19 protein-coding genes and 6 pseudogenes are annotated in these 22553 nt (G+C 68.1%); 14 read left to right on the top strand and 11 right to left on the bottom strand.

Features of this window, described 5'->3' with window-relative positions; translation table 11 throughout:
* Positions 1–511: 511 nt before the first annotated feature.
* Positions 512–754, bottom strand: a pseudogene (locus ABZ793_RS32470) (hypothetical protein); the annotation flags it as partial.
* An 8-nt stretch (positions 755–762) separates the two neighbouring features.
* On the opposite strand from ABZ793_RS32470, the pseudogene ABZ793_RS32465 reads away from it, so the two are divergent.
* Positions 763–1128: pseudogene (locus tag ABZ793_RS32465) on the top strand (transposase); the annotation flags it as partial.
* 26 nt (positions 1129–1154) lie between these two features.
* Here the strand turns inward: ABZ793_RS32465 and ABZ793_RS32460 are convergent.
* Entirely contained in the window at positions 1155–1958 is an 804-nt protein-coding gene (locus ABZ793_RS32460) for an aminoglycoside 3'-phosphotransferase (RefSeq protein ID WP_357464401.1), read from the bottom strand.
* Between the two features lie 594 nt (positions 1959–2552).
* Here ABZ793_RS32460 and ABZ793_RS32455 point away from each other — a divergent pair.
* A complete protein-coding gene (locus ABZ793_RS32455) occupies positions 2553–3734 on the top strand; it encodes a Cmx/CmrA family chloramphenicol efflux MFS transporter (RefSeq protein WP_357464399.1) in 1182 nt (393 codons plus the stop codon).
* Positions 3735–3855: 121 nt separating this feature from the next.
* On the opposite strand, the pseudogene istB reads toward ABZ793_RS32455, so the two are convergent.
* Positions 3856–4646, bottom strand: a pseudogene (gene istB, locus ABZ793_RS32450) (IS21-like element helper ATPase IstB).
* A 320-nt stretch (positions 4647–4966) separates the two neighbouring features.
* Between istB and ABZ793_RS32445 the strand changes: the two are divergent.
* The 3 genes from ABZ793_RS32445 (at position 4967) to ABZ793_RS32435 (ending at position 6285) form a co-directional block, all read left to right on the top strand.
* Positions 4967–5386 (top strand): DUF4259 domain-containing protein, encoded by a 420-nt coding sequence (locus ABZ793_RS32445; RefSeq protein WP_357464397.1) that lies wholly within the window; start codon positions 4967–4969, stop codon positions 5384–5386.
* 75 nt (positions 5387–5461) lie between these two features.
* Entirely contained in the window at positions 5462–6127 is a 666-nt protein-coding gene (locus tag ABZ793_RS32440; RefSeq protein ID WP_357464396.1) for a hypothetical protein, read from the top strand.
* A 14-nt stretch (positions 6128–6141) separates the two neighbouring features.
* The gene (locus ABZ793_RS32435) at positions 6142–6285 is read left to right on the top strand and encodes a hypothetical protein (protein ID WP_357464394.1); all 144 of its coding nucleotides are present in this window, start codon (positions 6142–6144) and stop codon (positions 6283–6285) included.
* Between the two features lie 67 nt (positions 6286–6352).
* Here ABZ793_RS32435 and ABZ793_RS32430 read toward each other — a convergent pair whose 3' ends face one another.
* Together ABZ793_RS32430 and ABZ793_RS32425 are read right to left on the bottom strand one after the other, a co-directional pair.
* A complete protein-coding gene (locus ABZ793_RS32430; protein ID WP_357464405.1) occupies positions 6353–6922 on the bottom strand; it encodes a site-specific integrase in 570 nt (189 codons plus the stop codon).
* Positions 6923–7275: 353 nt separating this feature from the next.
* Positions 7276–7752, bottom strand: a complete 477-nt coding sequence (locus tag ABZ793_RS32425) for a DUF6326 family protein (protein ID WP_357464392.1) — start codon at positions 7750–7752, stop codon at positions 7276–7278.
* Positions 7753–7938: 186 nt separating this feature from the next.
* Between ABZ793_RS32425 and ABZ793_RS32420 the strand changes: the two genes are divergently transcribed.
* From ABZ793_RS32420 to ABZ793_RS32410, 3 genes are all read left to right on the top strand, one after another.
* The gene (locus ABZ793_RS32420) at positions 7939–9072 is read left to right on the top strand and encodes a histidine kinase (RefSeq protein ID WP_357464390.1); all 1134 of its coding nucleotides are present in this window, start codon (positions 7939–7941) and stop codon (positions 9070–9072) included.
* Positions 9069–9725, top strand: coding sequence for a response regulator transcription factor (locus ABZ793_RS32415; RefSeq protein WP_357464388.1), 657 nt, complete (start codon positions 9069–9071; stop codon positions 9723–9725). Before ABZ793_RS32420 ends, ABZ793_RS32415 begins: the two co-directional genes overlap by 4 nt.
* Positions 9726–10103: 378 nt before the next feature.
* Positions 10104–11219, top strand: a complete 1116-nt coding sequence (locus ABZ793_RS32410; RefSeq protein WP_357464386.1) for an IS630 family transposase — start codon at positions 10104–10106, stop codon at positions 11217–11219.
* Positions 11220–11253: 34 nt separating this feature from the next.
* On the opposite strand, the gene ABZ793_RS32405 is transcribed toward ABZ793_RS32410, so the two are convergent.
* Together ABZ793_RS32405 and ABZ793_RS32400 are read right to left on the bottom strand one after the other, a co-directional pair.
* Entirely contained in the window at positions 11254–11970 is a 717-nt protein-coding gene (locus ABZ793_RS32405; RefSeq protein ID WP_357464384.1) for an SDR family oxidoreductase, read from the bottom strand.
* Positions 11971–12286: 316 nt separating this feature from the next.
* Positions 12287–12751: a hypothetical protein gene (locus tag ABZ793_RS32400; RefSeq protein WP_357464381.1), complete on the bottom strand. Its 465-nt coding sequence runs from the start codon at positions 12749–12751 to the stop codon at positions 12287–12289.
* Positions 12752–13432: 681 nt separating this feature from the next.
* Between ABZ793_RS32400 and ABZ793_RS32395 the strand changes: the two are divergent.
* A pseudogene (locus tag ABZ793_RS32395) lies at positions 13433–14334 on the top strand (IS3 family transposase); the annotation flags it as partial.
* 7 nt (positions 14335–14341) lie between these two features.
* On the opposite strand, the gene ABZ793_RS32390 reads toward ABZ793_RS32395, so the two are convergent.
* Positions 14342–15742 (bottom strand): IS30 family transposase, encoded by a 1401-nt coding sequence (locus ABZ793_RS32390; protein ID WP_357464379.1) that lies wholly within the window; start codon positions 15740–15742, stop codon positions 14342–14344.
* Between the two features lie 20 nt (positions 15743–15762).
* Between ABZ793_RS32390 and ABZ793_RS32385 the strand changes: the two genes are divergently transcribed.
* Positions 15763–16083, top strand: a complete 321-nt coding sequence (locus ABZ793_RS32385) for an integrase core domain-containing protein (protein ID WP_357464377.1) — start codon at positions 15763–15765, stop codon at positions 16081–16083.
* Between the two features lie 54 nt (positions 16084–16137).
* Here the strand turns inward: ABZ793_RS32385 and ABZ793_RS32380 are convergent, their stop codons facing one another.
* A complete protein-coding gene (locus tag ABZ793_RS32380) occupies positions 16138–16395 on the bottom strand; it encodes a hypothetical protein (RefSeq protein WP_357464375.1) in 258 nt (85 codons plus the stop codon).
* 204 nt (positions 16396–16599) lie between these two features.
* Between ABZ793_RS32380 and ABZ793_RS32375 the strand changes: the two genes are divergently transcribed.
* Together ABZ793_RS32375 and ABZ793_RS32370 are read left to right on the top strand one after the other, a co-directional pair.
* Positions 16600–16977: an SCP2 sterol-binding domain-containing protein gene (locus ABZ793_RS32375; RefSeq protein ID WP_357464373.1), complete on the top strand. Its 378-nt coding sequence runs from the start codon at positions 16600–16602 to the stop codon at positions 16975–16977.
* Positions 16974–19013, top strand: a complete 2040-nt coding sequence (locus ABZ793_RS32370) for a glycogen debranching N-terminal domain-containing protein (RefSeq protein ID WP_357464371.1) — start codon at positions 16974–16976, stop codon at positions 19011–19013. Before ABZ793_RS32375 ends, ABZ793_RS32370 begins: the two co-directional genes overlap by 4 nt.
* A 5-nt stretch (positions 19014–19018) precedes the next feature.
* On the opposite strand, the pseudogene ABZ793_RS32365 reads toward ABZ793_RS32370, so the two are convergent.
* A pseudogene (locus tag ABZ793_RS32365) lies at positions 19019–19811 on the bottom strand (IS256 family transposase); the annotation flags it as partial.
* A 2-nt stretch (positions 19812–19813) separates the two neighbouring features.
* Between ABZ793_RS32365 and ABZ793_RS32360 the strand changes: the two are divergent.
* Complete coding sequence (locus tag ABZ793_RS32360) at positions 19814–20188, top strand: site-specific integrase (RefSeq protein WP_357464403.1); 375 nt, start codon at positions 19814–19816, stop codon at positions 20186–20188.
* A gap of 217 nt (positions 20189–20405) precedes the next feature.
* Here ABZ793_RS32360 and ABZ793_RS32355 read toward each other — a convergent pair.
* Positions 20406–21609: pseudogene (locus tag ABZ793_RS32355) on the bottom strand (IS3 family transposase).
* A gap of 324 nt (positions 21610–21933) precedes the next feature.
* Between ABZ793_RS32355 and ABZ793_RS32350 the strand changes: the two are divergent.
* Entirely contained in the window at positions 21934–22377 is a 444-nt protein-coding gene (locus ABZ793_RS32350) for a hypothetical protein (RefSeq protein WP_357464369.1), read from the top strand.
* The last annotated feature ends 176 nt before the right edge of the window (positions 22378–22553 follow it).

Genomic DNA, 22553 nt, shown 5'->3' with positions numbered 1-22553 from the left:
ACGCAAAGAACATCGATCCACCGAACCCCGTGAACACCACCCATGAGCAGGCCCTAACCTGCTAACCAGCCCTCCGCGTTACCGGGGGAACCTCACCTCCACCCCGGCTCGTCGAACCGGGCCCAGCGCCATGGCCCAGTCCAACATCGCCTGGTAGCCCTCGACGGTGGTGGGAAACGACGGCTGTCGAGCAGAGACCCGTTGATGTTGACGGCCGCCGCGACGTGGACGTCCTTGTGCGTGTCGACGCCAAGGATCACCTCATAGGCGGTGTCATGCTGGTCGGCCAACGGCGGGTGGGACATGCTGGACACGGTTGTTCGGCTCCTGACGGCTCGGGAACGGATGGCCGTCGCCGGGCCGGCAAGGGGGCGGTCAGGACTGTGGCGGCGCCTTGTTAGCGGCAAGGCCCTATCGGGACACGTCCCGCCGGTCCGGCGGCAGCAAGCACCACCCGGAACCCGAGCCGACAGATCAAACTCAAGGGACCGAAGGCCGGTCGCATCGCGGGTCAGACCCGAGAACCGGGCGGCATCCGATCATCCTCACAGTCGTATCGCGAGGCGACAGCGCGATGTCTCTTGAGGCGGTTGATCCCGCACTCGACCGCATGGCGCTCTCGGTAGTCGGCCGGGTCGAAGCGCGGCGGCCGGCCGCCGCGAGAGCCGAGCTTCTGGCGGTTGCGCGCCTGATCGGCCTTGTCCGGGATGGTGCAGCGGATCCCGCGGCGGCGGTTCCTGCGGGAGGCGTACGCCTAACGCGCACGCGCTGAAGGCTGTTGCGGCGTTCGAGAAGATGGATGGCGTGAAGTTCCCCAAGGCCGTCAGGAAGGTCACTGACGACGTCGACGAACTGCTGGCGTTCTACGACTTCCCAGCCGAGCACTGGAATCACCTGCGGACCACCAACCCGATCGAGTTGACCTTTGCCACGGTGAGTCTGAGGACGAAGGTCACCAAGGGGGCCGGCAGCGCGGCCGCCGCACTCGCCATGGTCTTCAAGCTCGTCGAGTCCGCGCAGACCTGGTGGCGAGCCGTGAACGCACCCCACCTCGTCGCCCTGGTTCGGGCCGGAGCACTCTTCGAACGCGGCCACCTCGTCGAACGCCCCGAGACTCAGGCAGTCTGAACCATGTCACCGCCCAATGCCGATGCTCAGTCGGACAGTTCCCACAGCAACCGGTAGTACATGATCCGTTCCAGGTCCGGCTCGACTCCGTAGGCTTCGAGCAGTGGCTCTTCCCATCCCGGGCCGTAGTTCCACTGCGTACTCCATGTGGCGACAGCAAGGTCGGCCCAGCGGTCGGCGACACCGAGCGTGCCGAGGTCGACGTGTCCGGTCCACATGCCGTCGTCACCGACCAGGGTGTTGGGAGCGCAGGCGTCGCCATGGCAGACGACGAGCCGGTCGATGGGCGGAATGTCGGTGAGCACGCCGAGCGCGTGCTCGACAGTACCGAAGTGCTGAAGACCCTCAGGCCAGTCCGCCGGACCGGTCAGGCCCGCCGCCGCTCGTGATCGCGCACACTCCAGACGCTTCTCGGCCGACCAGTCGAACGGGCAGTCCGCGACGGGCAGCGCGTCATGCAGTGCCCGCAGCCCGGATCCGATCGCGCGTACCGCGGTGTCGGGGTCGCGCTTCCAGTGGTCGTCCACCGCCATGCGTCCGGGCAAGCCATGGGTGATGATCCAGGACCCTGTTTCGTCAGCGCCCTCGCCGAGTACCCGCGGCACCGCGGTGAACCTCACCGCCCACCGCAGGCGTGCCACCTCAGCTGCAAGGTCGATACCGCTGCCGACCGGCGTCCACTTCACAAACTGCCGTGTATCGCCCAGGCCGACTTGGAACGTCAACCCGCCGAGCTCGTTCTTCCATATGGCCCGTACCGGCTGCCCCGCCGCGAGCTCGGTGACGATACGTGGAGGCTCGACAGGCCCTTGAGGCGAGGTGGCGATCATCCGCTCATTCTCACCGGAGCGGCCGGCAGCCAGCCAAACATTTTTGGATACCTCGGCCAGCCGCCCCCTTCAGCCAGCCCGCAATAGAGGCCCAGCCGAATCCACAGAATTTGACAATTCCTCCAGCGACGTTCCGCCACGGCACACCGGTCCGGACCCGGAAATCGCATGCCGTCGATCAACTGCCGCCGAGGCCAGACGGGCGGCTACCCCGCCCGGGCACCCTTCGGCAACGGCTCCAGCACCGCCCACTGCTCGTCCGTGAGATCTCCCCACCCTATGAACGGTGATCATTCACAGCCCAAGATCTACTATCGATACGCGGCCTAGATGTTGCGGGGCACGATGTTGACGACGCTCGCCCCCGGAACCCGGTTGCATGCTGACCGGTGGGTGTGAGTAGAGTTTGCGCCATGTCGAGCCCTGAGGCATCCAAGGTGGGGGCTTTCGGTCACGCCGTCAGCCCCCTGAACCGCTGAGTTCATAGTCCGCTTCCCAGCAGGTTTCGCTGCACGGGACATTTGCGGGCACGCCTTGGGGCGCTGGCCGCGGTGACGAGACGTCTCCTCGTTCTCTCTCACCTCGGAGCTCTTGATGCCTCTCCCGCTCTACCTGCTTGCCGTGGCGGTCTTCGCCATGGGCACCTCGGAGTTCATGCTCGCCGGCCTTGTGCCGGACATCGCCGCAAGCCTCAACGTGTCGGTCGGAGCCGCCGGGCTCCTGACCTCGGCGTTCGCTGCCGGGATGATCGTCGGCGCGCCGCTGATGGCGGCGCTTGCGCGCCGGTGGCCTGCCCGAGCCAGCCTGTTGAGCTTCGTGCTGGTTTTCGCCGTGGCCCACGTCGTGGGCGCCCTCACGACGAGTTTCACGATTCTGCTTATCACCCGCGTGCTCGCTGCCCTGGCCAACGCGGGCTTCCTGGCCGTGGCACTGAGCACGGCCGCCACGCTCGTCGCACCTGATCAGAGAGGGCGCGCACTGGCGGTGCTGCTCTCGGGTACGACGGTGGCCACCATCGCTGGAGTTCCCGGCGGTGCGCTGCTCGGCACGTTGCTTAGCTGGCGTTCAACCTTCTGGGCGATCGCACTGCTCTGCCTTCCCGCCGCCTTAGGCGTCGTGAAAGGCATCCCGGCCCGTGCCGGAAGGACCCCTCAGGGCACTTCGGCCGGCTCGTCTCTCCGGCACGAGATCGCCCAACTCGCGATGCCCAGGCTGCTCCTGGTCATGCTGCTCGGTGCCCTAGTCAACGCTGCCACCTTCGCCACGTTCACCTTCCTGGCACCGATCGTGACCGACACCGCCGGCCTAGGCGAGCTGTGGGTCTCGGTCGTACTGGTGCTCTTCGGGGTCGGGTCCTTCGTCGGCGTCACCCTCGCGGGACGGCTCTCCGACCAGCATCCCGGCATCGTGATCGCAGTCGGTGGCCCGTTGCTGATGCTCGGCTGGGTCGCGTTGGCGGCCCTAGCTGCCCAGCCCGCAGCGCTGCTGCTCCTCGTGTTCGTGCAGGGCGCGCTCTCCTTCGCGTTGGGCAGCACCCTGATCACCCGGGTGCTGTACGAGGCAGCAAGCGCCCCCACCATGGGAGGGTCGTATGCAACCGCGGCGCTCAACATCGGTGCTGCTGGCGGGCCCGTCGTTGCCGCAGCGACCCTCAGGGCCAATGCTGGCGACCTCGGCCCGGTGTGGGTCAGCGGCCTCTTGGTCGCGGTCGCACTGCTCATCGCCCTGCCGCTCCGGCGATTCATCGCACCCCGCCTCGGCCAGACGATCCGATGACCCACGCGAACGCTCCGCTGAGCATCGAGGGACGTCGGCGACTCATCAAGCTGTCAACGCCGCCTGAATCCTGACCATCGTGCTCCGGCTGAAAACTGACCACCTCCGGTCTCTTTGATCTTTAGTCGTTGGTCTTGGTGGCTGCGGGGACGCGGCCGAGGTCGCGGTCCTTGAGTCGGTAGCTGTCGCCCTTCATCGAGATCACCTCGGCGTGGTGGACGAGGCGGTCGATCATGGCTGCGGCGACCACGTCGTCGCCGAAGACTTCGCCCCACCTGCCGAAGGGCTTGTTGCTGGTGACGATCAGCGAGGCGCGTTCGTAGCGGTTGGACACAGTTGGAAGAACAGGTTCGCGGCTTCAGCTTCGAAGGGGATGTAGCCGACTTCGTCGACGATCAGCAGCGGGATCCGGCCGAGCTTGACCAACTCGTCCTGCAGACGGCCGGCGTGGTGGGCGTCGGCGAGGCGGGACACCCATTGGGCTGCGGTGGCGAACGCGACCCGGTGTCCGGCCTGGCAGGCCCGGATGCCCAGGCCGATGGACAGGTGGGTCTTGCCGGTGCCGGGTGGGCCGAGGAACACGACGTTCTCTCGGCCGGTGATGAAGTCGAGGGTGCCGAGGTGGGCGATCGTGTCCCGCTTGAGGGAGCGTTGGTGGTCGAAGTCGAACTCCTCCAGGCTCTTGCGGGCCGGGAACCGGGCCGCACGGATGCGTCCTTCGCCGCCGTGGGCCTCTCGGGCGGCGACCTCGCGTTGCAGGCAGGCGGCCAGGAACTCTTCATGCGTCCATGACTCCGCCCGGGCCCGCTCTGCTAAGCGTTCGACCGACGCTGCCAGGGACGGCGCCTTGAGAGCGCGGGTGAGGAACGCAATCTCGGAGGCGACGTTGCGGTTGCTCGTCTTGCCGGCCATCAGGCAGCCACCTCATCAAGGCCGAACATGCGGTCGTGGTCGCTCAACGCCCGGTGTTCCACGTCCGCGTCCAGCTTCGTCGTCGACCCGCACCCCGAACTCCGATCCGCCGCACCGCGCACACGCCGCGTGGACGACCCGGGCCACCGGATAGCCGCCCGCCCGGAACTCGCGCAGGTACGCCTCGAGTTCGGCCGCTGCCGTCTCCGGCCGCCGCTGCCCCGACCTGCCGATCGCCATCCGGGCACCATAGCCGCCTTCCTGCCAAACCTGTCCGTGGCCGGTGCCGAGAATGCCGCGCAACCGATCTTGGAGGCTTCGTGGGGACCTGGGACAGCGGACCGTTCGACAACGACACCGCCGCTGACTGGTGTGGTGACCTCGACGACGCCGACGTGGCCAAGCGCCCAGTGCTGATCCGCGAGGCGCTAAGCCGGGCCGCCGGCGAGGACGGCTACCTCGACGCCGACATCGCCTGCGAGGCGATCGCCGCCGCCGCGATCGTGGCCGCGCAGCAGCCCGGCGGGCAGCCGATCACCTCCCCGTACGCGCCGGACTTCCTACGCGACGGCGGCCGGCTCAATCTGCCCGACGACCTGACGGTACTCGCGGTGAGGGCCCTCGACCGGATCATGGCCGCGGACTCCGAATGGCGCGACCTGTGGCAGGACGCCACCGCCGGGAACGTCAACCCGGCCTTCGACGCCGTCTACGGCCTGCGCAGGGCCCTGACGGCGTAATGGCCATCTGGTGCAACGTCCGGCGGCACGGCGATGCGACTGGCCTACGGCAATCTGCGACAAGGAGGTGTCGGGTTGACCGCCACGGCGGATGACGTTTCCACGCATCGACTGCGGGCGTGGATGCAGGCCTATCTGACGCACATGGGGGTCGACCCTGATCGACTCGGGCCGGTGCTGGATGTCGCCGCTGTGGGCATCGTGAACTCGGCCTGGCGTAACAGCGTGGTGGAGAGCTGGCACGCCGGCAGGGCGCCGCTGAGCGACGCCGACATGCTGATCATCAACTCACATTCGACCTGGCGAGTGCGTCAACTCGTGCACCGCTGGCGTCGGGATCTGGGTTTGCCGTACGACACGCCCACCGCCGCCATCGATGACAGCGCCGGCGACTTCGATTGGCTGGGATCCCGCCTCTATGCCTGGTTCGCCAACCCCCGCCGGAAGCTGCCCACTGGACATGTCCTCGGCGACCTCGCCGGGGACGACATGGCCGAGTACGAGGAGCACGCGGCAGGTGTACTCGGCGGGCTGCTCGCCCAGGCCGACACCCTCGGTGTCGCCGGCAGCCTGTGGCGTGCCGCACTGCACGGAGCCCTGGCGTGCGCGCATTGGTGGGGCACACCGACCTGGCCGCAGCTGGTCAACGACTGCGTGGGTGCCGCCTTTAATCGTGATCACGAGTACTGGGCCGTTACGGGCACCAGCTCAGCGAACTGCCGGCCGCGCCATCTCAGATAGCCGCGCCTGGAGCGATGCGCTCGATCCTGCTGTGCCATCCGTGGACCTTGCAGACCGCCAGTGCGGACTGGCTGATCCGACTCGGCATCGGCTTCTTGCGTCCTGCCGTGGTGACGCCCATCGGCCTGCCAGACCTCAAGGAGTCCGATGTGCTGTGACCGTGCATCGCGGCCGCTGGCGGCCGTACGGACTGACGGTTCTGCGGCTGTCAGTTTCCGGTGGCCGTCACGGCCCGGAGGCGCGGTCCGCAGCTGCGGCGAGCAGGTGTGGTTGGCCGGTCATGGCGGCCAGCGCGGCCGCCACCGCGTGCAGATCAGCCTTGATGTACGTGGTGGTGGCCGGCCCGGTGGAGTCGGTGTGCCCGGCGTAGGCACGGGCGACGCCGTAGCCGAAGTGCCGTTCGACCCAGGTCAGGGTGGTGTGGCGCAGCCAGTGGGTGGAGATTGCCTGGGCGGCCACCCACGGCAACTGCTGGCCGATGCGTTTCCACAGGTGGTCGTAGCGGCGGCTGGTGATCGCCCGCCCGTTGCGGTAGCGCAGCAGAAGGTCGGTGGGCAGGACCGCGCCTCGGGCGCGGGCGTGGTCGTCGAGGTGGGTGGCGAGGTCGAGGGTGATCGGTTGCCAGCGCAAGGTGGCACCTTTCTCGGTCAGCCGCAGGAGCCCGCGGTCGGTGTCCAGGTCGGCCAGCCGTAGCCCGAGCGCGCCGCCGCGGCGGCAGGCGGTCTCGGTGTGCAGCCGCAGCAGCAGCGCGTCGAGGATGACGTCGTTTCCGCTGGTTCGGGCGGCGAGGTTGATCTGTACGACAGGGGCAGTAAGTCATACCGGGCCGGGCGACCGAGCAGTCCCCGGCTGGGGACGATCAAAAAGGTAACGGGGGACCGACGTCCAAGTGCGGGACGGCGACGGCAGCCCCGGACGCGCCTACGTTGATCCAGTGCACCGAGGCCGTTCACGCGCTGGCCGAGGGCGGCCGAGGCCGTCCTCGCCGCCGTGCTGTTCGTGCTCACGCTGCTGCTCACCGACGGGGCGGGCGACTCAGTGGTGCTGCGCGACGTCGGCGCCGTCCCGCTCTGGATCGTGCTGCTGCTCGCGGTCGCTGTTGCCGGAGCCGCTGTCACCGACCCCGCACACTGGGCCTGCCTCGAGCGTCACGCCCCGGCCTGGGCGAGGTCGCGGCCGGCGGTGGCTCGAATGGTCCGGGGCCAGGTCCATGCGGCGCGCAGGATGAAGGCCAGGAGCAGCAGCTCGAGTCCGATGGAGAGGCCGTAGAAGTAGAAGTAGGTCCAGGACTCGCCCTCCGCGTTGTACACCGAGACGGGGACGTAGAGCGTTGCCACGACGAGGTTGGTGGCGCGGTTGACACGGGCGGGGAGTGTCGTGGAGAGCAAGATCATGAGGATCGGGATGGCCACGAGCGTGAGCGCAAGGGCGACAAAGGTTGGGCCGGTGTCGAACTCATGAACGACGCCGACCAGGATGTCGTCGATGAAGCCGGGCTTGTACAGGGCGAGGTAGTCGACGTAGATGTAGAGGAACATGAAGCTGGCCCAGGCCGCGGCGAGCTTCGCCTGGACCGGGATGTGCGCTTCCTGGAGCGCACCGGCTGGTCTGTCGGTTCTGGTCATCACGTCTCCTGTGTGCTGGCGTCAGCCAGGTCGGCTCACTCGATGTCTTCAGCATGACCAGCGTTGACGGGCACCACCTCCGCTTGCGGGCTCGAGCTGTCCTGGCCGCAGGCACGGGACATCCGCAGTACTTTCGACTGATCCGCCCGAGCGGTGGCCCCCTTACGTTGTCCGGGAGGGGGAAGCATGCTTGCTGGGATCTGGGCTGAGCCTCGCCCCGCACGCCCGCCGGTGCGGGTCTGGCGGGACTGGGCGCTGTCCTCGGCTCTGGTCGCGATCTCGCTCGTCGAGGTACTGCTGCGCGACGACAGGGCATGGGCGCCGCTGCTGGTCGGTGTCAGCGTCGTGGTCGCGGCGTGCCTACTGTGGCGACGCACGCGGCCGCTGGCCGCAGTCACCGTTGCCTTCGGAGCCGTTCTCGCGTTCGACATCGCGAGGATCGCGGTCATTGATGCCACCGGTCTGCTGGGCATCGCAGGGCTGCTTGTGTTGCCCTACGCCCTGCTGCGCTGGGGGGCAGGGCGCGAGGCTGCCCTCGGACTCGGCATCATCCTCATCTGGCTACCCGTCACCCTCATCGCGGACCCGACCTCACCCGCGGAGAAGGTCGCCGGTTACGGCTTCTTCCTGTTCTCGGCCGTGCTCGGCGCGGCAGTGCGCTACCGCACCAAAAGCCACGACCGCGACATCGAGCAGGTGCGGCTTCACCAGCGCAACGAACTCGCCCGCGAGCTGCACGACACGGTCGGCCACCGCGTCTTGGCCATCGCAGTCCAGGCACAGGCAGGTCGCGCGCTGTCCGCCGCAGATCCGAAGCGCGCGCTGGCCACCCTGGTCACCATCGAGGAAGAGGCGTCCCGGACGCTAAAGGAGATGCGAGCCCTCGTGGGCGTGCTGCGCGACGGAACAGACGCCGATCTCGCCCCCCGGCGAGGGGTGGTGGACGTCGAACGACTCGCTCGTCCCGGCGGAGAGGTGCTGGGCGTCCGTGTGCAGGTCTCCGGTGACGTCGAGGCCGTTGAGCCAGCAGTCGGCACCGCCCTCTACCTGATCGCCGCCGAGGCGGTCACCAACGCGACCCGCCACGCCTCCGGCGCCACCCACGTCACCGTCGACGTCACCGCATCCCGCAGCCAGGTGCACCTGCGAGTGCGCGATGACGGCGAGGCGAGTACGACCAGCTCCCCGCACGCCGGCTACGGGCTGCGCGGCATGGCCGAGCGGGCGAGCCTGCTCGGCGGCACCCTCCGGGCGGGACCTGACCCGGACGGCGGCTGGAGCGTCAACGCCTCGCTGCCTCGGACAGCGCGCGCGTCATGACCATCCGCGTGCTGGTCGCTGACGACCAGGACATCGTCAGGGCAGGGCTCTGCATGATCTTGGACGCCCAACCGGGCATCGCCGTCGTCGGCGAGGCCGCCGACGGCCGCCGGGCGATCGCCATGGCCCGTTCGCTGCGTCCCGACGTGTGCCTGCTGGACATCCGCATGCCCGAGGTCGACGGGATCGAAGCCACCCGCCAGCTCGCCGGGGCCGACGTCACCGATCCTCTGGCCGTCGTCGTCATCACCACTTTCGACCTCGACGAGTACGTCTACGGCGCGCTGAAGGCAGGCGCCCGAGGCTTCCTCCTCAAGGACGCCGGCGCCGAGATGCTCACCCAGGCCATCCATGCCGCCGCCCGCGGCGACGCCCTGATCGCACCGAACATCACCGCGAGGCTCCTGTCCTCCTTCGCGAACAGCCGCTCGCGCTCGGTGCCGCCTGAGCCTGTCGAGCCGCTGACCGCTCGTGAGGAACAGGTCCTGCTGGCTACCGCTCGCGGGCGGACCAACAGCGAGATCGGCGATGAGCTGTCCATCAGCCTCAGCACCGTCAAGACCCACATCGCCGCCCTGATGCGCAAGCTCAACGCCCGCAACCGCGTCGAGATCGTCATGTGGGCCTACGAGACACGCCGCGTCGGCACCTGATCGGCGCCCGCATACTCGAATCGCGGAAGCAGGAGCGCCGGGGGGCCGGATAAGGCGAGGAACTCACCTCGGGCCGGTTGAATGGGCATGCCGCTGGCTTCGGGCGCACCGTCGGACGTCCGGCGGCTGTCCCTTCCAACACAGGTTGCGCCCTGCGGTGTCCCGGTCGTGTGTCACGGTGCTCGGTGCCCCGAAGGATCGACCGCCGTGTCGGCGGCGGCCGACCCGTTACGGCTCCGACATCCCGCAGGCGCGCTAGTGCGCTGACCAAGAAGGTTCACCGGGTTGGTGACACGCCGGGTGGGGTGCACCGCGTCGGGTCGGGTGGGTCTCAGGCTCGATGGCGATCGTGATCGCTGTCGGGAGTGAGGTGTCGGGATGGCCGAGCCGGTGAGGGCGCGGCGGTTGAGCGATGAGGAGGGCCGCCGGCTGCAGCAGATCGTGCGGCGTGGCAAGCACCAGTCGATTCGGGCCCGCCGGGCGTTGATCATCATGGCGTCGGCGTCCGGTACCCCGGTGCCGGCGATCGCCCGCCTGGTCGCCGCGCACGAGGACACCGTCCGGGACGTGATCCACCGGTTCAACGAGATCGGACTCCGCGCGTTGGACCCTCAGTGGGCGGGAGGCCGCCCCCGCCTGATCACCGATGACCGGCGGTTCATCGTCGCGTCGGCCACGACCCGACCGAAGAGTCTGGGTCGCCCCTTCACGCACTGGAGTATCCGTAAGCTCACCGACTACCTGGCCGCCAACCGGCCTCGGAGGCTGGTCATCGGTCGGGAACGGCTACGGCAGATCCTGCGCCACCACGACGTCTCCTTCCAGCGCACCCGTACCTGGAAGGAGTCCCGCGACCCGGACAAGGACGCCAAGCTCGACCGCATCGAGGAGGTGACCCGCCGGTTCCCGGACCGGTGTTTCGCCTTCGACCAGTTCGGGCCGCTGTCGATCCGCCCGCACCACGGCAGCGGGTGGGCGCCGGCCGGCAGACCGGACCGGCTGCCGGCGACCTACACCCGCACGCATGGCATCCGCTACTTCCACGGCTGCTACAGCCTCGGCGACGACCAGCTCTGGGGCGTGATGCGCCGCCGCAAGGGCGGCGACCACAGCTTGGCCGCGCTCAAGTCGATTCGCGCCGCCCGCCCGGACGGCGCCCCGATCTACGTGATCCTGGACAACCTGTCGGCGAACAAGACCCCGCAGATCCGGGCGTGGGCCGCCCGCAACAAGGTCGAACTCAGCTTCACTCCCACCCAGGCGTCCTGGGCCAACCCGATCGAGGCCCAGTTCGGGCCGCTACGCGCGTTCACCCTGGCCAACTCCAACCATCCCAACCACACCGTCCTGGCCCGGGAAGTGCAGCGCTACCTGCGGTGGCGCAACGCCAACGCCCGCCACCCCGACGTCCTCGCCGCCCAACGCCGGGAACGAGCCCGCATCCGCAGCGAACGCCAACATCGCTGGGGCCGACCGCGAGCCAAGGCCGCGTGACGCTCAGACCCAGTGAACCTTCTTGGTCAGTGCGTTAACGAAGGTTCAGGCCTCCGTCTAGGAGAATCACCTCACCGGTGAGGTAGGAGTTGCCGATCACGGCGGAGATGAGGTCCGCGACGTCCGAAGGTTGGGCCGGGCGACGCATGGGGCTGGCCGTGTTCCACAACGCGTGAGCGTCGCTCCAGTCGGCGGTCAGCGGCGTATCGACCAGTCCGGGGGCGACGGCATTGACCCGAATGTCAGGGCCGAGGGCCGCGGCCAGCAGTTTCGTGACGTGGTTGAGCGCTGCCTTGCTCGCGGCGTACGCGATCGAGCTGCCCTTCGGGCGGACGCCGGCGTGACTCGTCACGTTCACGACGCATCCGTTCGACTCCCGGAGCGCGGGTAGCGCTGCCGTACAAAGCAGCCAGGGTGCGATCAGGTTAACGCCAAGGAGACGGCGCCAGTCGGCAGCAGTCAGCGCCTGCAGGTCCGCGTGCGGAACCGGCCAACTGATACCCGCATTGTTCACCAGTACGTCGAGACGCCCATGATCAGCCAGCACCCGCGAGATCAACCCAGCTGCGGCCGCGTCCTCGGCGAGGTCCGCCTGCTGATATGTCCCACCGAGTTCCGCAGCCAACGCGGTCCCCGCTGCACGGCTCGACCGCGAATGGATCACCACAGTCATCCCGTCCGCCGCCAGCCGTCGCGCCGTCGCCGCCCCGATTCCCGACGCCGACCCGGTCACTAACGCCACTTTCTGCATCCGACCAGCCTACTGAGCTGGTCATGAACGCTTGCCGGGTGAGCGCCACGCAGCTCTAGTGTGGGGATCCGCCCCAGCGTTGCCGCCCGGCGTGTTACCAACCCGGTGAACGTTCTTGGTCAGCGCACTAGTCGTACCGATCGCCGTCGTGCACGACGACGGCAGGGCACGCGGGCCCGGCGAGCCGACGGCATCGAGCGCGACGTCCGCTTCTCGGCACGAGCGGGTGGCGCAACCCGCCTGGCGACCGTACGTAGCGCCCGGTCGGCGGCAGATCCGGATGCCGGTTCGGACGCTGTCGGTGACTCCTGTCAGGTCAGAAGCAGTCGAATCGGTGGTCGTGGGGACGCTCTGGACATGATATGCAGACGAAGATGTAGATGCCGCCGGCGTCGCCGAGCATCAATCCTGCCGGGTTCTGAAGCGACCGCCACGGATGGTCATCCGGGCTATCGAAGCCCCAGCCGATCATTGCGGGCCGGTCCTCCAGCGGGACCCAACGTCGCTCGTCGCCCCGGCTGAACTCCCAGGTGGCGATGGTGAGCAGATGCTCCATCCGAGCCCCGCACATGCAAACCGGCCAGTCAGGCGACTGCGTCCAGCCGGGGTAGCCGCCGACCTTGATCCCGGAGGCGACCGCCAGGTCGGTGTCGTACTCCCAGCCGTGGTCAGCCTCGACCTGCCGCGCCGCTTCCTGGATCTGCGACCACACCTCACGCGGCAGGTCGTACGACGGGTACTCGACCACCCGCTCGGGATCGACGACGCACGCGTCGGGCACATACCACGCTTCGGCGTCCTCGTGGCGGGGGCATCGCCGTCAGTCGGGGTCCGATCGCTGATCGTCGCCGCCAGCGCAAGCGCGGAAGCGGAGCACTCCAGGGATCATGGTCAAACGGGCACCACAGCACCTGCAACACGTCCGAGCCCGCCGGGAATGGCAGCTCGGGCACATCGTCGGCGAGCAGTTGCAGGACCGGCACGAGTGGCACCCCAGCCTCGGCGGGATGATCGTCCAGACCTTCACCGTCACAGGTTGGCCAGGGCTCGTTCGCCGGCCCCAGCAGCGGCCCGCCCACGGAGCTCTGCTCGACCGACGGCGAGCCCTTGCGTGGATGCAGCCGGATGGTCGTCCGCGCGAACGCACGCAACTGCGGGAAGACCGCGTCCATATCGATCGAAGCCAGCGGGGTGGTATGCACGGCCGAGATCGTACGGGCAAGCAGCGTCCCGTCTCTAACAACGCCTCGCTGGCAAGCGCGATCGGCGGCATGAGCGTGCTTCTACCGCTGGAGGTGCGCACGAGGGCCACGATCGTCACGAGGCGGCGGCAACATAGCCCGCATCACCCGTCGTTGGTGCATCATGGTTTCTCATGTTCGTGGATCGGGAGTTGCCCCCTGGTCCTGGACACTTGAGCCTTGGATCGTGATGGTCCGGGGAGATCAGGAGTCCCTGACAGATGGTGATGAAGCACTACCCCGCCGAGTTCAAGGCCGACGCGGTCGCGTTGTACCGGTCTCGGCCTGAGGCGACGATCGCGCAGATCGCCGAGGATCTTGGGATTAATCGGGAGACGTTGCGTAGTTGGGTCCGCGCCGATGATCAGCGTCGGGGTGCAGCGGCCGGGCCGGCGGCGCCGCGGGCGGGCAGCTCGGTGGAGGACGAGAACGCCGCGTTGCGCAGGCGGGTCCGGGAGTTGGAGGAGGAGCGGGACATTCTGCGGAAGGCGGCCCGGTATTTCGCCGGGGAGACGCGCTGGTGAACCGCTTCCAGTTCGTCGACGACCATCAGCAGCGCTATGGCGTGAAGCGGTTGTGTCAGATCCTCGGGGTGTCCCGCTCGAGCTTCTACTACTGGCGCTCGTCCGCCGAAGCGCGGACCGCCCGTGATGCCGCGGACGTGGCCCTGGTGGGCCGGATCCGGGCGGTGCACGCCGAGCACGACGGCACCTACGGAGCACCACGCATCACCGCCGAGTTACGCGATGCCGGACTACCGGTCAACCGTAAGCGGGTCGCGCGGGTGATGCGCCGCTTCGGCGTGCAAGGCCTGCGGCTACGCCGGCGCGTCCGCACGACGGTGCCGGACCCGGCCGCGGCGAAGGCCCCGGACCTGATCGGCCGGAACTTCACCGCTGCGGAGCCGAATCAGCGTTACGTCGGCGACATCACCTACCTACCAGTCGGTGAGCGTGGGTTCCTCTACCTGGCCACCGTCCTCGACCTGCACTCCCGCCGCCTCGCCGGCTGGGCGATCGCCGGCCACATGCGCACCGACCTGGTCATCGACGCCCTCCACGCCGCGCAGCGCACCCGAGGCAGCCTCGACGGGACGATTATGCATACCGATCATGGAGCTCAAGGCGGATTCAACCGGTCGTCGCAACACCGGGTTGTTGGAGCGATTGTAGGTGTTCGTCGAGGGCTTCGGCGGGTGTCTTCCAGCCGAGGGTTTTCCGTGGCCGGCTGTTGAGCGCGTGGGCGACAGCGTTGATCTCGTCGGCATTCCACCGGGACAGGTCGGTGCCTTTCGGGAAGTACTGCCGCAGCAGCCCGTTGGTGTTCTCGTTGGTGCCGCGTTGCCAAGGGCTGTGCGGGTCGGCGAAGAACACCGGGACGCCCGTTTCGACCGTGAAGCGTGCGTGCGCGGACAGCTCCTTGCCGCGGTCCCACGTCAGCGATCTGCGCAGCTGCTCGGGCAACTGGATGATCGTGTCGGCGAGGGCTTTGCTCATCGTGATGGCCCCGTAGCCGGCGAGAGCGGGGCCGTTCTTCGTCCGCGGGATCACACCCCAGCCGGCCTCACGAGGCAGGTGGATCAGCATCGTGAACCTCGTGGTTCGCTCGACCAGTGTCCCGATCGCGGAGCGCTGCAACCCGATGATCAGATCTCCTTCCCATTGCCCGGGGACGGCACGGTCCGCGACCTCGGCGGGCCGCTCACTGATCAGCGTGCCGCTGGTGACGTGCGCCCACGCGCGTTGCTTCGCACGCGCCCGGGGAACACGAAGAGCCCGACCGGTCCGCAAGCAGGTGACGAGTTCACGCTTGAGGGCGCCACGGCTCTGGACATAGAGCGCCTGGTAGATCGCCTCATGGCTGATGCGCATGGACTCATCCTCCGGGAACTCGGCCCTGAGCCTGCGGGAGATCTGCTCCGGGCTCCACCCATTCGTCCATGCCCGATCGGCCCGGTGAGGCTTGTTGCGGCCCTTCCACTGCGGGCCCTGCGGCCCAGCGACCAGCCGGCCGTCCGCTGTCCGGATCGCACCCGCAAGCCGCTGCTGGACGTACTCCCGGAGCCGATCATTGGCCAGCAGCTTCGCGGTCTTCGGCCGGCGGGCTCGACGCTCAGCATGCCACTGCGCGGTCGAAGCCTTGTAGTCCAACCGGTACGTCCTGGTCGAGGCGTTACGCCGCAACTCCCGCGAGATCGTCGACGGGTCCCGGCCGAGCTGGCGTGCGATCGCACGAACACCCATGCCCTGCGCCCGCGACAGAGCGATGTCCTCCCGTTCGCTGAACGACAGATAGCGGCCCGACACCGTCGGCGGCAACGCAGGATTCACGCCGCCAGCGTGCCGGAACCACCGGAACCCGACCGGCGACGACACACCCGCCGCCGCGGCCGCGTCCTCGGTCATCACACCGGATCGGATCGCAGCCCAGAACTTGACCCGGTCCTCACGCCACGCCACCGTCGGCCGCCCCGGCGAAGGGATCTGACCCCGATACTCCCGAACCCGCTTCTGCCCCGGCCCAACACCCATCGCTTCACCTCTCCGACAGGGTGTTGCGACGACCGGTTGAATCCGCCGAGTACGCCTCGGCCGACTTCGCCCGGGCCTGCGCCCGATGGAAGGTGCGCCAGTCGATGGGGCGTGTCGGGTCGTGCTTCGACAACGCCGTCGCCGAGGCCACCTTCTCCACCATCAAGGTCGAATACGTCCACCGCCGTCACTTCCGCACCCGCACCGAAGCCCGACTGAAGATCGCCACCTGGATCACCGACTTCTACAACCGACGTCGCCGGCACTCCGTCTGCGACTGGCAATCCCCCATCGACTACGAACGATCAGAGACCCGCGTCCTGGAGGCCCGGGCCGCATAACGACGCCCTCCACGATTCCAGGTGATTGATATCCGTCATAGCCACCTGTGGCTGTCAGGCGGAGCGGGACGTGCGAGGTTTGCGTTTGGTGTCGCGGGTGTCGGCCGTGCGGCGCTCGCTGTCGTCCTTTGTTTGTTTGGATAGCCGCTCGACGAGGGCGTCGATGGCGCCGCTGCGGATCTCCACGAACCAGTGGTCGACCTCGTGGTCGCGCTCGAGGTCGAAGCGGATGGTGCCGTTCGTCTTCTTCAGCAGGCGTTCGTGGCCGTGGCGTTCGAGCGCGTCGAAGAACTTCCTTGTCGCCTCCGACATGGCCACCTCCGCAAAAGTTAGCCGGACCAAGAGGCAGCGTCACTCGGGTCAGGGTGCGGCGACCTCGCCCGGAACGGATGAACTTGACGGGCGGCCGGACGACGCCGTGAATTCACCCGACCCGGGTGATGCGGCAGCGTCCCGCTCCCGGTCATGGTGGGTGGGCGGCTGGTCCGGGGTCGAGACTCACCGGAGGGGAGACACATGCCGAATCCCAGCACGAGCTTTTTCGAAGCGCTCGGCCGACGCGGCCACGAAGCCCTCCTCGAGGAGGTCACCGGGACCATCCGGTTCGACCTCACCCACGAGCAGGGCGTCGACCGCTGGTTGGTGGCGATCGAACGGGGCGATGTCCGCGTTTCGCGGGACGGGGGCGAGGCCGACTGCGCCCTCCACGGCAGCCGGGCGACCTTCGACCGCATCGTCAGTGGCCAGTCTCAGCTCTACCCGGCGTGGCTGCGCAACGAAATCAGAGCGGAGGGCGATCTCCTGCTGTCCCGCACCTTCCTACGGCTCATGCCGGGGCCGCCTGGAGCCCAGCACCCTCGGGATTTCGGCCGCGAGCGGAGACGTGCGGCATGAGCGACGGCCTCGTCCGACTGCTGGACGGCAACACGTTCGTGGTCAGCGAGGAGACGGGCGACATCGACGCGTCCCCCACCATCCCGACCGGTTTCTTCTCGTTCGACACACGATTCCTGTCGAAATGGATCCTGTCCATCAATGACCAACGGGTCAACGCGCTCACCGTCGAGGAGGTCGAATACTTCGAGAGCCGCTTTGTCGTCGTCCCGATACTCCCCAATCCGCTCCTCGACGTCGGCGTTTCGGCCATTCGCGACCGTTCCATCGGTGGAAGCTTCACCGAGCGGCTGACGGTGATCAACCACGAACCCGAGCCCGTTGACCTGCGGATCCGGATCGACGTCGAGAGCGACTTCGCCGACCTTTTCGAGATCAAGGATGTGCGGAACAAGAGGGGGAGGTACTACTTCCGGATCGACGGCGGGTGCCTGCGTCTCGGCTATCAGCGGGAGGGGTTCTGCCGGGAGACCCTGGTCTCGTCCAGCGCGCCGGCCCGAGTCGATGAGCTGGGCCTGACGTATCACGTTCGGCTCGGACCGCGCGGCCAGTGGTTCACCGACCTACACGTGCGGGCGCTGGGCCTGGGCGGGCGCGACCTTCGGGAGAGCCTGGAAGGCAGACCCGGTCGGACCACAGAGCAGATTCGACAGGACCTGGCCGACCGACTCACGGAGGCACCCCGCCTCACCTGCGACTCCCCCACGTTGGCGATGACCTACCGGCGCAGCCTGGCTGACCTCTCCGCGCTGCACTTCGCGCCGTTGATCGCCGGCACACATGCCATCCCCGCCGCCGGCCTGCCGTGGTTCATGGCGATCTTCGGCCGGGACAGCATCCTCACCAGCATCCAGGCGCTGCCGTTCGCGCCCGACCTCGCCGCCACGACGCTACGCATGCTGGCCGTGCGCCAGGGCTCCGTTCTGGATGACTTCCGCGAGGAGGAGCCGGGCAAGATTCTCCACGAGATGCGATACGGGGAGACCACCGGGTTCGAGGAGCAGCCCCATTCGCCGTACTTCGGCAGCGCGGACTCCACGACCCTCTACGTCATCCTGCTCGACGAATACGAGCGGTGGACCGGCGACGACGCCACCGTTCGGCTCCTCGAACGTTCTGCGAGAGCCGCCCTGCACTGGATCGATGAGTACGGCGACATCATGGGCGACGGCTACGTCTGGTACCAGCGCCGAAACGAACGCAACGGGCTGGAGAACCAGTGCTGGAAGGACTCCTGGGACGCGATCTCGTTCCGGGACGGGCGGCTGGCCAGCCTGCCCCGGGCCACCTGCGAGCTGCAGGGCTACGCGTACGACGCCAAGATCCGCGGCGCCCGGATGGCCCGCCAGTTCTGGAACGACCCGGCGTACGCCGACCGACTGGAACGGGAGGCGGCCCAGCTCAAGGAACGCTTCAACCGCGACTTCTGGATCTCCGACGGCGAGTACTACGCCCTCGCCCTCGACGGCGACGGCCGCCAGGTCGACGCGCTGTCGTCGAACATCGGCCACCTGCTGTGGAGCGGCATCGTCGACGAATCCCGCGCCGGGAAGATCGCTGAACATCTCCTCGGGCCCCGCCTCTTCTCCGGCTGGGGGGTGCGGACCCTCGCCACCGGCGAGGGACGTTACAACCCGATCGGCTACCACGTCGGCACCGTCTGGCCGTTCGACAACGCCTTCATCGCCTGGGGACTCCGCCGCTACGGCTTCCACCAGGAGGCAGGGCGCATCGCCGAGGGAATCATCGACGCTGCGGAGTACTTCGACGGGCGGCTGCCCGAGGCGTTCGGCGGCTACGACCGGACGTTGACCCGATATCCCGTGCTGTACCCCACGGCGTGCAGCCCGCAGGCGTGGTCCAGCGGCACCCCCCTGTTGCTGCTGCGAACCATGCTCGGCATGGAACCACGCGGCGAGCACCTGGTGACCAGACCAGCCGTGCCCCCGAGCATGGGCCGGATCGAACTGCTCCACATCCCCGGACGGTGGGGCACGGCGGACGCCCTCGGACGCGCCCACCCGGAGCGACGCTGACCGCGCGGTTTCAACGCCTTGGCGATGGCGTCCCAGTGCTGCCGGCCGGCATAGCGGAACGACGCCCGCAGCAGGTGGATGATGCAGGTCTGCACGACCGCCTCGGGCCAGGTCTGCCCGATCGCGTCCGGCAGACCCTTGAGCCCGTCGCAGACCACCATGCACGCGTCGGTGACACCCCGGTTCTTCAACTCGGTGAGCACGCTGAGCCAGAACTTCGCGCCCTCACCGCCGTCGCCGGCCCACAGGCCGAGGATGTCCCGGTGGCCGTCGACCGTGACGGCCAAGGCCACGTAGATCGGCCTGTTCGCGACCTTCCCATCGCGGAATCTTGACGTGCACCGCGTCGAGGAAGATCACCGGGTAGACCGGGTAGACCGGGTCGAGGGGCCGGTTCTGCCACTCGGTGATCCCGTCGACGACCTTGTCGGTGATCGTGGAGATCGTCTGCCGGGACACGTCCGCGCCATACACCTCGGACAGGTGGGCCTGGATCTCCCCGGTCGTCAATCCCTTTGCCGACAAGGAAATCACCATGTCCTCGACCCCGGACAACCGGCGCTGACGCTTCCGCACGATCTGCGGTTCGAACGTGCCGTCGCGGTCGCGGGGCACCTCGATCTGCACCGGGCCGACCTCGGTCAGCACCGTCTTGCCCCGCACCCCGTTGCGAGAATTCCCACCGTTCTTCCCTGCCGGGTCGCCCTTGTCATAGCCCAGGTGATCGGTGATCTCACCGTCCAGAGCGGCTTCCAGAACCCGCTTGGTCAGCTGCTGCAGCAGCCCGCCGCAACCGCTCGATACCGCCGGCCGTTGCGAAGCTGGTCGACGCGTACCTCGAGTACCGGGCCGGCCAAGCCGGGGTCTCCGTCGACCAGCTGACCGGGCCGCTGTTCGTGACCCTCGCTGGCGAGCGGATTGACCGGCACGAGGTGGCCCGGTTCGTGCGCCGGCTCGCCAAGGCCGCCGGGATGCCCAACTGGCAAAAGATCACCCCGCACTCCTGCCGGCACGCCTGGAACACCATCGCCCGCGCGAACGGCGCTGACCTGGAGGACCGGCAGCGCGCTATGGGCCACGCCGACCCGCGCACCACCCAGCGGTACGACCGGGACCGCGACTCTCTCGACCGGGATCCGTCGTGGTTGGTCGCCGCAGCGACGTTCGGCACCTGAGCGGTGGCGGCTGCCCCGGGGTGATCGCAGGCCTTCTCCATGGGAATGACGAAGGGCCCCAGAACCTCCTGGGGCCCTTCGTGTGCGTGACCCGCGACGAGATTCAGCGGCCTGTTGGCGACTGCTCCGCGTGATCGACTAACTTGATCTTTAACCTGTTTGGCCTGGGCGTGGTTTGCGGGTCGTCTGAGGTTCCCCCCGGGATGTGGACACCGGGTTATGCCGCGGCCTGTTGCAGCGTAGTGGGTGTGGGGGTCTGTTCGTAGTCTGCGGGGCTGAGGTGGCCGAGTGCGGAGTGGCGGCGGCGGTGGTTGTAGAACGCATCCACCGGAACACGTCGCGGCGGGCGTCAGCCTCGGATGCCCAGCGGCGGTGGTCGACGTCCAACTCTCGTTTGAGGGTGGCGAAGAACGCCTCGGCCAGGGCGTTGTCGTACGACGAGCCGATCCGCCCCATCGAGCGGCGGACGCCGTGACGGCCGCATGTCTCGGCGAAGTCGCTGCTGCTGTATTGGGCGCCCCTGTCCGAGTGGAAAATCACGCCATCGACGTGTCCTCCACGCACGGCAACCGCGGCGTCCAGGGCGTCGATAACCAGGCTGGTGCGCATGTGAGTGTTGATCGACCAGCCGATCAGCCGGCGGGTGGCGATGTCGATGACCGTGGCCAGATACAACCAGCCGGCCCCGACGCGCAGGTAGGTGATGTCGCCGCACCACCGCTGGTCAGGTGCGGTAGCGGTGAAGTCCCGGCCGATCAGATCCGGCACCGGCGGGGCGGCCGGGTCCGGGATGGTGGTGCGTTTGCGGCGGCGTAGGTGCCGGCCCACGACGTCCCGCTGCCGCATGATCCGCTCGACCCGCTTGCGGTTGACCCGCACACCCTGGTCACGCAGCTCGACGGTCACCCGCGGCGAACCGTAGGTGCCGCCGGAGTCGGCGTGGATGATCCTGATCTGCTCGGCGAGCGCGTCCTCGGCGGCGGCGCGAGCTTGCCGGGCCGGTTCGGTGGCGGCCCAGCGGTAGAACCCGGAACGGGACACGGCCAGGATCCGGCACAGCCGCTTGACGCTCCAGGTGGCGCGGTGGGTGGAGATGAACCGGAAGCGGCTGGTCACCGATCCATCTCCTTCGCGAAATACGCGGCTGCCTTGCGCAGGATCTCCTTCTCCTGCCGCAGCTCAGCTACCTCGCGACGTAGGCGGGCGATCTCGGCGTCCTTGTCCGCCACCGACAACCCGTCACCGGCCGACACCGCCCCAGCCGACCTGGTGCGCTGATCTTCCTTACGGACCCAGTTCCGCAGCGTCTCGTGACTCATCCCGAGCTCACGAGCGACCTGGTTGATCGGTCGTCCTGACGAGCGGACCAGATCGACCGCGTCACGCCGGAACTCTTCCGTGTACTTCGATGGACGTCCCAACGGGGACACCCCTTCCTCTGGACCAGCGTCCAGTCTCAGGGTGTCCACATCTCAGGGGGAAGCCCACAGCTCTGTGGTGCTGCGGCGGGGCACGGCTGTGATCGGGCTGTCGGCGTCGTAGATGGTGATGGTGCGTTCTGGCTGAAACTCTGGTCCCGTGTCGCGTTTTCAGTTGCTCTCGACCGAGCCTGTCCGCGACCGCAGACGGCGACCCCATCGGGACGGGGCGATGCGACGGTGGTCGGGAATGGCCGTGGACGTACAATCGCGGCGAGGCGAAGCGCCAGGCCGAGATCCCGGCACCGGTGTGAGGGAGGGGTCAGGATGTTCGGTTTGAAGAAGAAGCTCAACGATCTGATGGCGCAGCTCAGGCCCGACCTGAGTCGGGAATCGCTCGGCGTCGGGCCCGACTTCCCGGGCGTCGCCCCGAACCCGCTCCTGAGCAGTGATGCACGGAAGCGCAATGCGGAACTGCGTACGGGGGCGCTTGCGCTCGGCGTTCTCGTCGACTGGCGGGAGGTCAGCAGCGACGGCAGTCCACGCGTGGTCCTGATGTTCGACGTGGAGACCGCCGACGGCATCTCGTTCCGCGGTATCGCAGACGAAGACCTCACGATCACCGAGCTCTCCCGACTCGCCCCAGGACAGACGTTGCCCGTGCGCTACCGGCCGGCCGTCATGGACCACTACGTCGCCCTTGCCCGGGACGCGGACCCCGCCCATGTGCAGCAGCTCTCTGACGAAATCGCGAGCCGCAAGCGGACCTGACCCGAAGCCATTGGCCGGATCCCTAGCGCTCCTCTAACTTGATCTTTAACCTGTTTGGCTTGGGCGTGGTTTGCGGGTCGTCTTCGGTTTCGTTTTCGCCTTGCCTGTCGAGGTGCTGGTCGCGCCGGATGCGGTGTGGACGTCGTGGCGTGGGGTGGGGTGGCTGTTGCGGCGGC

The sequence above is a fragment of the Micromonospora sp. NPDC047465 genome (assembly GCF_040643125.1).
Lineage (GTDB): Bacteria > Actinomycetota > Actinomycetes > Mycobacteriales > Micromonosporaceae > Micromonospora.
The sequence above is the reverse complement of the archived record's forward strand: the minus strand, read 5'-3'. Positions and strand labels throughout refer to the sequence as shown.

What these genes read in the sequence shown, in the direction of transcription:
- ABZ793_RS32460 (WP_357464401.1), bottom strand. Translation starts at nt 1,958, where the DNA reads ATGATCGCCACCTCGCCTCAAGGGCCTGTCGAGCCTCCACGTATCGTC.
- ABZ793_RS32455 (WP_357464399.1), top strand. Translation starts at nt 2,553, where the DNA reads ATGCCTCTCCCGCTCTACCTGCTTGCCGTGGCGGTCTTCGCCATGGGC.
- ABZ793_RS32435 (WP_357464394.1), top strand. Translation starts at nt 6,142, where the DNA reads ATGCGCTCGATCCTGCTGTGCCATCCGTGGACCTTGCAGACCGCCAGT.
- ABZ793_RS32425 (WP_357464392.1), bottom strand. Translation starts at nt 7,752, where the DNA reads ATGACCAGAACCGACAGACCAGCCGGTGCGCTCCAGGAAGCGCACATC.
- ABZ793_RS32420 (WP_357464390.1), top strand. Translation starts at nt 7,939, where the DNA reads ATGCTTGCTGGGATCTGGGCTGAGCCTCGCCCCGCACGCCCGCCGGTG.
- ABZ793_RS32415 (WP_357464388.1), top strand. Translation starts at nt 9,069, where the DNA reads ATGACCATCCGCGTGCTGGTCGCTGACGACCAGGACATCGTCAGGGCA.
- ABZ793_RS32410 (WP_357464386.1), top strand. Translation starts at nt 10,104, where the DNA reads ATGGCCGAGCCGGTGAGGGCGCGGCGGTTGAGCGATGAGGAGGGCCGC.
- ABZ793_RS32405 (WP_357464384.1), bottom strand. Translation starts at nt 11,970, where the DNA reads ATGCAGAAAGTGGCGTTAGTGACCGGGTCGGCGTCGGGAATCGGGGCG.
- ABZ793_RS32390 (WP_357464379.1), bottom strand. Translation starts at nt 15,742, where the DNA reads ATGGGTGTTGGGCCGGGGCAGAAGCGGGTTCGGGAGTATCGGGGTCAG.
- ABZ793_RS32380 (WP_357464375.1), bottom strand. Translation starts at nt 16,395, where the DNA reads ATGTCGGAGGCGACAAGGAAGTTCTTCGACGCGCTCGAACGCCACGGC.
- ABZ793_RS32375 (WP_357464373.1), top strand. Translation starts at nt 16,600, where the DNA reads ATGCCGAATCCCAGCACGAGCTTTTTCGAAGCGCTCGGCCGACGCGGC.
- ABZ793_RS32370 (WP_357464371.1), top strand. Translation starts at nt 16,974, where the DNA reads ATGAGCGACGGCCTCGTCCGACTGCTGGACGGCAACACGTTCGTGGTC.
- ABZ793_RS32350 (WP_357464369.1), top strand. Translation starts at nt 21,934, where the DNA reads ATGTTCGGTTTGAAGAAGAAGCTCAACGATCTGATGGCGCAGCTCAGG.